Origin of the sequence: Streptomyces sp. NPDC044984 (assembly GCF_040646935.1) — a bacterium.
Classification (GTDB): domain Bacteria; phylum Actinomycetota; class Actinomycetes; order Streptomycetales; family Streptomycetaceae; genus Streptomyces.
On sequence record NZ_JBEZBE010000005.1, the window covers coordinates 291,384 to 299,693 of the forward strand.

Annotated in this window: 8 protein-coding genes; 1 reads left to right on the forward strand and 7 read right to left on the reverse strand. The window is 70.1% G+C overall.

What is annotated here, in order from left to right:
• Positions 1 to 53: 53 nt before the first annotated feature.
• The 7 genes from AB0A94_RS08145 to AB0A94_RS08175 form a co-directional block, all read right to left on the reverse strand.
• A complete protein-coding gene (locus AB0A94_RS08145) occupies positions 54 to 485 on the reverse strand; it encodes a hypothetical protein (RefSeq protein ID WP_361740567.1) in 432 nt (143 codons plus the stop codon).
• A 433-nt stretch (positions 486 to 918) separates the two neighbouring features.
• Entirely contained in the window at positions 919 to 1,761 is an 843-nt protein-coding gene (locus AB0A94_RS08150; RefSeq protein ID WP_361740570.1) for an aminoglycoside phosphotransferase family protein, read from the reverse strand.
• Between the two features lie 104 nt (positions 1,762 to 1,865).
• Entirely contained in the window at positions 1,866 to 2,339 is a 474-nt protein-coding gene (gene haaN, locus AB0A94_RS08155; RefSeq protein WP_361740573.1) for a cyclophane-containing RiPP N-acetyltransferase HaaN, read from the reverse strand.
• A 25-nt stretch (positions 2,340 to 2,364) separates the two neighbouring features.
• Positions 2,365 to 3,552: an FxsB family cyclophane-forming radical SAM/SPASM peptide maturase gene (locus tag AB0A94_RS08160; protein WP_361740576.1), complete on the reverse strand. Its 1,188-nt coding sequence runs from the start codon at positions 3,550 to 3,552 to the stop codon at positions 2,365 to 2,367.
• A complete protein-coding gene (gene haaA, locus AB0A94_RS08165) occupies positions 3,549 to 3,851 on the reverse strand; it encodes a HaaA family cyclophane-containing RiPP peptide (RefSeq protein WP_361740579.1) in 303 nt (100 codons plus the stop codon). Before haaA ends, AB0A94_RS08160 begins: the two co-directional genes overlap by 4 nt.
• 9 nt (positions 3,852 to 3,860) lie before the next feature.
• Positions 3,861 to 6,641, reverse strand: a complete 2,781-nt coding sequence (gene haaT / locus AB0A94_RS08170) for a cyclophane-containing RiPP biosynthesis TPR protein HaaT (RefSeq protein WP_361740582.1) — start codon at positions 6,639 to 6,641, stop codon at positions 3,861 to 3,863.
• A gap of 343 nt (positions 6,642 to 6,984) precedes the next feature.
• Positions 6,985 to 7,467 carry a hypothetical protein gene (locus AB0A94_RS08175; protein ID WP_361740585.1) on the reverse strand — a complete coding sequence of 161 codons (483 nt, stop codon included), beginning with the start codon at positions 7,465 to 7,467 and terminating at the stop codon, positions 6,985 to 6,987.
• A gap of 102 nt (positions 7,468 to 7,569) precedes the next feature.
• On the opposite strand from AB0A94_RS08175, the gene AB0A94_RS08180 reads away from it, so the two are divergent.
• Positions 7,570 to 8,004, forward strand: a complete 435-nt coding sequence (locus tag AB0A94_RS08180) for an ester cyclase (RefSeq protein WP_361740588.1) — start codon at positions 7,570 to 7,572, stop codon at positions 8,002 to 8,004.
• The last annotated feature ends 306 nt before the right edge of the window (positions 8,005 to 8,310 follow it).

Consider the following 8,310-nt stretch of genomic DNA (forward strand, 5'->3'; position numbering starts at 1 on the left):
CTCCCGACCCCTTACCCGTCTCATCCTCGTGTCGTGCCTACGGCCCTTCATCCCTAGTGGGACGGGGTGGTGTGTCCCTCCGGGTCGGCGGTCCGATCATTCCGAACAGCCTCATCCTGTGGCGAGCATGACTCGGGAGACGTGCTCTGCGCCGAAGCGGCACGGCGGACTCCCCTTCGCGCGCCGGCCGCCCAGGCCAGGAGGAAGCCCATGCCGAGATTTCGGATGATGTTGAGCCACAGGGGCATCAGTTCCGCAGTGTCGGACGCTGCCTCCCACATCAGCACCGGCACTACCGCGATGGAGATGCCCGCGGCCAGCGCGATCCACCTGGCTGTCGCCAGCCGCCTCCGTCCCTGGGCCGTGCTGGGTGAGAAGGCGCGACCGCACAGCCAGCCCACGACCACCGCCACGACGAAAACCGAAACGATGACGGACAGGTACGGCTGCTCACCGTCCTCCGATATCAGCGAGGCGAGAATCATGGCAGTGGCGAGAATGCCGAAGCACCCCCACGCGCCACAGGCCGCGTTTGCCTCCGTCGGCTTGGCCGATGTGGTCGTCGAAGCTTTCGGTGAGGGGGATCGCGTCGGAACGCGTCGTGCCGATCCTGTGGAGCGTTCCGGCCTGCGCACGGCGAGTGGGGGCTTCCGCCCGGTCCAGTAGGTCCGGGTGTGCCGACGTACGTACGTCGTTCTCCCGTTGGGCAGGCGGCGCTTGTGGCCGCGTACCGACACAGGGGTCCTGCGTTTTCTCGCCACTCGGTTCTCCCCGGGCCGGACCATGGTCACGGCTCCCGGTGGGGCCGTTTCTCCCGAGAGGTACTTTATATCGCAACGACTACGGGGATATTCGCAGGTCATGCCCTGTCGACGGCGAGGATAGCGTCGATGTTCGCGTGGCCGAAACGTTCTCCAATCAGCCCGGTCCGCAGCGGCCGAGGGCGGTGCGTACGTGATGGAGGCCCTCGGCTCGCCAGTGGGATCGGTCGGGCATCTGGTCGGCTGCGCGCCAGCGCCAGGCTGAGAACATCGCCCAGTTCAGGGCGCGGCAGCGGTGGATCAGGGTCTGGTCGGCTCCCGGGTAGTGGGTCGCCACTTCTTCGGGCGCGTGGGCCAGGTCGAACTCGATCGGGCCGCGGCAGCATGTGGCGAGGTCCACGAAGAGGGGGCCTCGCCTTGTGTTCAGGAGATTGCCCGGATGGGGTTCGCCGTGCAGCAACTGGTCGGCAACCGCGTCGGAGCCGATGGCGGCGCTCAGGTCGGTGAGGGTGTCGCTGAGGAGTGTGCGGTCGGGGTCGGGCAGGTCGGGGGACCGCTCGCGGTCGTTCACCGCTCTCAGTGCCGCGGTGACCCGGTCGGTGAAGTGCGGTGCGTCCAGATCGGTGCGGCGCAGGGCGGCGTGGTGCCGTAGGAAGGCGGCCGCGTAGGCGGCCGGCGCGATCTCCGGTCCTATGGGTTCGTAGTAGGTCCAGAGGGAGATGGCGAAGGTGTCGCGTACGTGGACCCTCGGGGCGACGCGGGGGTCGAGTTCGGCCACCGGAGCGCCGGCGCCGGTGAGGCGGCGGGCGACCTCCACCTCGAACTCGGAGTCGGCCAGATGTCCCGGGGGTGCGACCCGGGCCAGGGTGTCGCAAGGGAGCAGGCGCAGTGCGACGCGGTCCGAGTTGTGGATGACGACCACGTCGTCGACCGCGAGGCCCAGGTCCGACGCCGTAGCCCGTGCCGCCTCAACGGCTCGGCGGAGTTCCGACGGTTCCATGCGGTCCCCCTCGTGGGCCCTCTCGCGTTTCAGCAGGAGATCTTCCTCCGGCCCGGCGAGCCCCGGCAACGCCTTTTGGACCGACCGGGCGCCTGGGTCACCGCTCACACCGCCCCGGCGTCCACCCGGTACACGATCTTCCCGTCGAACTCGGTGAAGCCCAGCGTCCGGTAGAAGGCCCGGGCGTGGGGGTTGTCCCGGTCCGTCATCCACTCGACCCGGCTGCACCCGGGCCGGGCCGCCGCCAGCGCGCGGAGCTCGTTCATGAGGCGGGAGCCGACGCCCTGGCGGCGGAGCGTGTCACGGACGTAGAGCTCCTTCAGGAACAGTGAGTGGGAGGAGCCTGCGGCCGGCCAGAGGAAGGAGTAGGCGGCGAGTCCGACCAGTTCACCGGTCGCGTCCTCCACCACCAGTGCGGACGCGAGCGGCGGCGAGCCGAACAAGGCCTCCTCCACCTGTGTCCGGCGTTCCTCCAGCGGCTGGATGTCGGTCGATCCGTAGAACCGCTCGATCTCCTCGATCAGTTCGGCCAAGGCCTCTACGTCCCGCTTGTCGGCGGGGCGGATCGTCACGGTCATCGACAGCTCCTGTTCCTCGGTCTCTTCATTCGCCCGCGTCCACGGATGGTTCCGGCACGGTGGCACGGTCCGGGCTCAGGTGCCAGCCATGGTGCCGCAGGGAGCCCTGGACATGGCGGATGAGGTACTCGAGGTCCGCGCAGTAGACCGACGGGTTGCGGTAGCCGCGGGCCGTGCTGAAGCGGTGCGGGAGGTAGCCGCCGCCGCACACCTCCAGTAGTGGGCACGCCCGGCACTTCTCGGCGAGCGTGGCCGTTCCGGGCCGGCGGTGTGCGAGCTTCGGGTGCCGCCGTACCGCGTCGAAGGAGTGCCGGTGCACGTCGGCGTCGAGCCGGGAGGCGCCTTCCTCGACGGACCTCAGGGTGTCGACGTCCTCGATGGTTCCGTCGGACTCGATGACGATGCTCGCCGACGGGGCCAGCCCGATGGTCTCCACCGAGCTCCGCACCCCGGAGCTCAGGGCCACGATGTCCTCCAGCATCCGGACGCTGTGCCGGTTCCCGTCACCGGCCAGCCAGGCGTCGTACACGCGGCTCATCCAGATCCCGTACTCGGGCAGGCCCGGATCGTTGCGGTGCGGCGGTTCGTCGTGGGTGGCGTGCGGCAGGTTGAAGTCGATCACCGGAGGCTCGAAGGAGGCCAGGTGGTCATGGACCTCGCCCGGTTCGTTGGCCAGGTCGACGACGGCCAGCAGGCCCGCGAACAGGTGCGGGCGGGAGCGCAGCAGCTCAATGCCGCGTACGGCGGAGGATACGCTCGAACGCAGTGAACGCGTCAGCCGGTGGCGGTCGTTGGCGGCCTGCGGTCCGTCCAGGCTGACGCCCACGACGACCCCGTACTCCTCGAAGAGATCGAGCCACTCCTCCGTGATCAGTGTCCCGTTGGTCTGGAGCTCGAAGTGAACCGTCGTGGCGGTGGGGATGCCCTCCCGCACGGCGGCGAGCAGGGCGGCCGTATGGCGTGGGCCGGCCAGTAAGGGTTCGCCGCCGTGCAGGATCACGTGTACGGCGGACAGGCCGTGCGCTGCGGCGTGTTCGCCGATCCGGTGGGCGGCGGACCGGGCCACGGCCGTACTCATCCGGGCGGGCAGGTGCCGCCATGCCTGGTCGGCGGAGTTGAAGACGTAGCAGTAGTCACAGTCGATGTTGCAGCGGTTGGCGACCTTGAGGATGAAGGCCGTGAAAGGCGCGGCGTCCTCGCTGTGAGCCTTCAAGCGGGTGTGCTCGCAGCGGGCCACGGCCGGGTGAGCGAGGCGGCGTGACCGCTGCCGTCCGTCCGTGCGGCTGCGGCGGCCCGCTCCGTTTCGAGCCGCTGCCGCACACGGGACTCGACACGGGCCAGAACGGCACTTCCCCGCGTGGGGTCGCCGTCCGGTGATGTCGCGGCGTGCGGGGCGGACGCTGGCGGCATACGGCGCTCCTCGTGGCGTGACCACCGGCGGGTGGCGAAGGGCGGCATCAGCTCGAAAGGTAGCAGCGGCGGGGATGTCCGGGGCACGGGGAATCCGGCCATGGTTCCCGGTCAGCCCGTTTGCGCGGCAAGCAGCGCCTGTACGTTGTCGGCCGCGGTGTCCGCGCCCAGGCGCCGGAAGATCTCCAGTGCCTCGCGCAGTGATTCCGCGGCACGCGCGGGGCCCTCGGTCATGCGGTCGCAGCGGCCCACGCCTTCCAGCGCCCGTCCTTCCTCGAGGGGACAGCGGACCTGCCTGGCCAGCCGTAAGGCGTCCGTGTAGTGGCTGCGGGCGGCCGTCGGGTCGCCGGAGGCACGCAGCAGGTCTCCGTAGTGGTTCAGGACCTGGGCCTCACCGCAGCGGTCACCGAGGGCGCGCAGGATCGCAAGGCTCTCCCTGAACGCTGTGGCGGCGCCTTCTTCCTCTCCGGCCAGTGCGCGTGCTGCCCCCAGTTCTCCCAGGGTGGCTGCCTCTCCGCCGCGGCTGCCGAGTTCGCGGTAGGCGTCCAGTGCCCGTTCGAGCAGGGGGACGGCCTCGGTCGCCCTGCCCTCCGCCCGGTCGAGTGTCCCGAGGTGGCGGACGCTGTTCGCGTGGCCGAAGCGTTCTCCGAGCTCCGTGTAGTGCTCCAGGGCCCGGGTGTGCATCAGGCGTGCCTGGGCGAAGTCGCCGGTGAGCCGGTGTACGACGCCGAGTTCGTTGAGGGCGTAGGCCTGGTGGACGCGGTCGTCGAGGGAGCGGTAGATCTCCAGCGCCTCGTGCTGGCAGCGCGCCGCCGCTGCGTAGTCGCCCATCAGACCGTGCACGATGCCGAGGTCGCGCAGCGAGTTGGCTTCTCCGTAGCGGTCGTCCAGCTCGCGGTAGATCGTGAGGGCTTCGCTCTGTGCCTCCACGGCCGCGTCGAAGCGGCTGCTCTGCCGACGCACCATACCGAGGTCGGCGAGGGCGTTCGCCTGACCGAGCCGGTCGCCGGCCTCCCGGTAGAAACCGAGGGACTCGGTCTGCGCCTCGGCCGCCGCCTCGTTGTCGGCGATCATGTACCGGACGATGCCGAGCTGGTTGAGCGCTTCGGCCTTGCCGCGCTTCTCGCCCACCGCCTCGTACTCGGTGATCGCCTGCTCCAGGGCTTCGATCGCTTCGGGGTAGGCGGCCATGAAGCGCCGGATGACGCCCGACTCGGTGAGCGCCGCCGCCAGTGCACGACGGTCACCGGTCTGCCGGGCGGCCTCCACTGCCGTTCTGTGGAGGCCGACGGCCTGGTCCCACGGTCCGGCCTGCCGCAGGAACGGCGCCATGGCCGCGGCCATACGGACCACCAGTTCGTGCAGCCCCAGCCCGTTCGCACGGCGGATGCAGGCCAGGACATTGGCCCGCTCGTCCTCCAGCCAGCCCAGTGCCTCGGAGCGGGACGTCAGAGGCGGCGTTTCCAGGCGGGCACCGCCGTCGGGGACCGTGGGTGCGGGGGCGCCGCCCCGCAGGATGTGCCGGTTGGCCGCGGCAAGGGCGGTCAGGTAGTAGGTCCCCACACGCCGCACTGCCTCGGTGTGTTCCATGGTGCCTTCCTCGTCGGCGAGAGCGCGGGCGTAGTCGCGCAGCAGATCGTGCAGCCGGTGACGGTTTCCGGGGTGTTCGTCGATCAGGTGGGCGTCGTACAGGACATCAAGGTGTTCCCGTGCGGCGCTCACCGAGACCGCTGCGAGCGCCGCCCCCGTATGGGCGTCGAGGTCGGTTCCGGGATAGCAGCCGAGGCACCGGAAGAAGTGCTGCCGTCCCGGTCCCAGGTCCCGGTACGACAGCTCGAAGGTGGCCGCGATGCCGCGTTCCCCGGCCCTGAACTCGCCCAGCCGGTTGCCGGCTGCCACCAGCCGTGAGCGCAGGTCCCGCACGCTCCACGACGGGTGGTGACGCAGTCGTGCCGCGAGCAGCGAGATGCCGAGGGGAAGGTGTCCGCACTGCGCGGCCAGCTCCTGGATCACCCCGCGGTCGAGTGATTCCGGCGGCCGGCCGCTGAGCCGTACGAAGAGGTCGATCGCGTGGTCCGGTGGCAGGGCGTCCACCGATACGACCACTTCCTCGTACGCCGCCAGCCGCTTCCGGCTGGTCACCAGTACGAGACAGTCACGGCCCCCCGGGAGCAGCGGTTCCAGCTGGCCATAGCTGACCGCGTTGTCCAGGATGAGCAGTGCTTTCCTTCCGGCGAGGCGGCTGCGCCACATCGCGGCCCGTGCCTCGGTAACCGCGCCCTCGTCGTCGCCCACGGGGATCTGTTGCGCCGGCACGCCGGTCGCCGCCAGCAACGAGGCCAGGGCTTCGGTGGCCTGCACCGGAGCGCGGCCTGTCGTGTGCCCGTTGAGGTTCACGAAGAGCTGCCCGTCCGGGAAGCGCTCGGACAGAACGTGCCCCGCGTGGACGGCGAATGTCGTCTTGCCGACGCCAGGCATCCCGTCGATCACATGGACGGGCAGGGCAGTGCCGTTGTCCTGGGACTCCCGCACGGATCGCACCAGTGCGTCCAGTTCGGCACCGCGGTCGGTGAAGGCTGCCGTGTCGCGCGGTAATGAGCGCAGGACCAGGGCTGCTCCCGGGGGCTGTGTTCCGTCGTCCGGTCCCGGTAAGGGAGCGCGCGGTGCTCCTGTCGGTGTACCGGTCTCCGAGAGGGCCGCCAAGAGCACGGACAACCCGACCATGGCAGCGCCGAGTACGACGAACGACAGCCAGGCGTGCTCTTGCAACCATCCGAGCCAGCCCGGCCACTGCGACTCGGACACCGCGTTGGTCACAAGCCCCACGAGCATCGTCGTCACAGCACCGCCGGCGGCAACGACGGCGATCACCGCCCCGCGCCGCGCCCTCATCCGTGAGCCGTCCACACGTCCGCGCCCGGCCCGGACAGCTTTGCGATCACCTGTTTCCCCCGACTTCCAGCGCCCAACTGGCCTAGAGCATCAGGCAATACGGAGACGGGTCAAGGTCGCCATCGCGCCACACTGCTGGAAGCATCTCTGCCGGGTCAGGACATCACCCGCAGGGGGACCAGCCAGGACATGCGTTCGAGGAATCGGTGGTCGTGGGATGCAGTTTCACGCAACTGCTGGACCTGTGCTCCTGGCCCGTCCCGGCACAGGCCGGGAGCACCCGGCCGGCTCTACGAAACGGATGTCGTCCATCTGAGGCGGAGCCTCAACGGCGCCCCGGCGCCTACTCCAGCATGCGCTCCGCGTCCCCCGGAACCCAGGGAAACGGCACGTCGGGCCACCGTGCGGAGGCCCACGCGTCGACGTCGACCGCGAGGACGGCGTCGACGAAGGGCCGGGGCGGGCGGTAACCGTGGGCGGTGACGTAGTGCGTGACGAGGGACGGGGCGGCGTAGGCGATGCCGGGGTCGCCCGGGATCCGTAGCTCCCCGTTGCCCTCCGGGGGCGGCTCGTCCCCCGCCGGGCACAGGTCGCACTCGTGCACGCCCAGGCAGACGTTCATCCACTGGACCCGCTGGACGGCCTTCAGCTTCTCCACGAACCCGTCGGGGACCGGGCCCGTCGAGTACGGCTTGCCGGCCGCCAGCCAGCCGACGTTCAGGCGGGTGTACGCGGGGCGGTACCAGAGCCCGTGGAAGTTCGACTCCGGATCCGTGAAGGTGTCGTCGTCCAGGTAGTCGTACTCGCTGAGGTCCTCGTAGAACACCCGCACATCATCGCCTCACGGTGGCCGGGCGTCGTGTCACATTCCCGGTGGCCGTGTCGTCGTATTGCCGAGACACCTGGTACGGAGCAGAGGAGAGAGCACATGTCGGCAGCCGGAACAGCGAGCAACACAGCGACGCTCCACCGCTTCCACTCCGCCGTGAACAGCGGCAGCCTGGACCTCGTCTTCCAGGCCGTTGACGAGCTCGTCGCGCCGGATCTGCTCTTCCACGCGCCGGTGCCGATGGGGCTGACGGGGGCGGAGGCCTTGAAGCGGGTGTGGGAGGTGCTTCTGCGGGCGTTCCCCGACATCCGCGTCACCACCGAGGAGACGATCTCGGAGGGCGACAAGGTCGTCGTCAGGAACACGGTGACCGGGACCCATCGGGGCGAGTACCAGGGTGTGCCGCCCACCGGGAAGACCGTCTCCTACAGCGAGATCTTCATCTTCCGCTTCACGGGCGGGCGGATCGCCGAGGTGCGGGGTGTCGTGGACGTCCTCTCGCTGCTGCGGCAGCTCGGCGCCCTCTCGTCCTGACGGGGCTCACGGTCCGAGATCGTCCCGTGTCAGGGCTCCGCTCCGGGCGGGGAAGTCCGGCACCCGGCACCGGGTCGGGTCCGCCGCGGCCGAAACGCCGTGGAAAGAACGGTGCTCGGGTGCACTGCTCGCTGGGCCAAGCACACCGGGGGCCGCCTTCCGGGGACCCCGCTCCAGGCTCGTCGGGGGACGGCTTCCAGGAGGCGGCCGGCCGCCTCAGCGACCGCCCACCGGTTGGTGCCGGTGACCGGGACGAGCGCCAGGTTCTCCGCCGAACGCCAGAAGTTCTGCGTGGCGTTGCAGATC